This window comes from Pseudoalteromonas sp. Z1A6 (genome assembly GCF_011378745.1).
Classification (GTDB): Bacteria; Pseudomonadota; Gammaproteobacteria; order Enterobacterales; family Alteromonadaceae; genus Pseudoalteromonas; species Pseudoalteromonas arctica.
This window is the reverse complement of record NZ_WTKW01000629.1, coordinates 1-1074: the sequence shown is the minus strand read 5'-3', so window position 1 is coordinate 1074 and position 1074 is coordinate 1. Positions and strand designations below refer to the sequence as shown.

The window sequence follows — 1074 nt, the reverse complement described above, 5'->3', positions numbered from 1 at the left end:
GCATTTGCTATGTGAAAGTAGGACATTACCAGGCTTCAAATTGTAGAGAGCCCGAATCTAACGATTCGGGCTTTTTTACATCTGCAGAAAAGTGAAATGCGCGCAATTAATACACACTACATCAACACGCATCACGTAGGTCGGGCGAGCATAGCGACTCTCGCCGTTAAAATCACAACAAGAATCCTCACTACCCCATTCGGCCAATACAGTAGCATTTGCTACGTGACTCTCCAACCACGACATTTCCAAGCTTCAAATTGCAGAAAGCCCGAATCTAACGACTCGGGCTTTTTTTACGTCTGCAGAAAAGTGAAATACGCGCAATTAACACACACTCACATCAACACGCAGGGCGGGCGAGCAAAGCGACTCCTGCTGTTAAAATTATAAAAACCTACGCTCTACGATGAGTGCGCAGCATTTTCACTATGACTCTCCACCGCTGAAGGTATCATGACATCACACAAGCATTAAGTTGTAGAGCTCCCGAACCTAACGAGCTGGGCTTTTTACATTTTTAGAAAAGTGATTCAGGTATTCCTCTAGAGCGAAGCGTCTCTCAGTGAATAATCTACTTAATTTAACGAGTTAAAGTGGCATCGCCGATGCGAGTGTAGTTTTTCACTGTGACTTCCTAACGCTGAGGGTACTATTGCACTGTACAAAGCTTCGAATTAAAGAAAGTCCTAACCTAAATAGTCGTTTTTTTGCATATATAGAATGTAAAAATATGAGTGAATAATATCAATTCAAATATATAAGCAGATTGGTATTATATAAAAAGTATGAGATCCTCATAAATCAAAGTTATTTTAAATTAATGGTATGAGTTAATGATTACTCGTTAACAAACTACTGACTTAACTTGTTTATGAAGGCAATGAATACTAATATAATTTCATGACCTTATAACTAAAATTTATTGAGTTAGTTGTTTTAAAATTACTACCAATAATGATTGTGAGCTGTAACTAGATGCCCTATGAAACATTTTTAGATGACTCTACTTCGCTAGTTGAATTTACACGTATTTACTTAGCTATTTTTTATACTTTTGTTGCGGGGTTTTAT

General features: G+C 37.5%; 1 pseudogene. It reads left to right on the top strand.

From position 1 onward, the window contains the following. Positions 1–978: 978 nt before the first annotated feature. A pseudogene (locus GQR46_RS20840) lies at positions 979–1074 on the top strand (isoprenylcysteine carboxylmethyltransferase family protein); the annotation flags it as partial.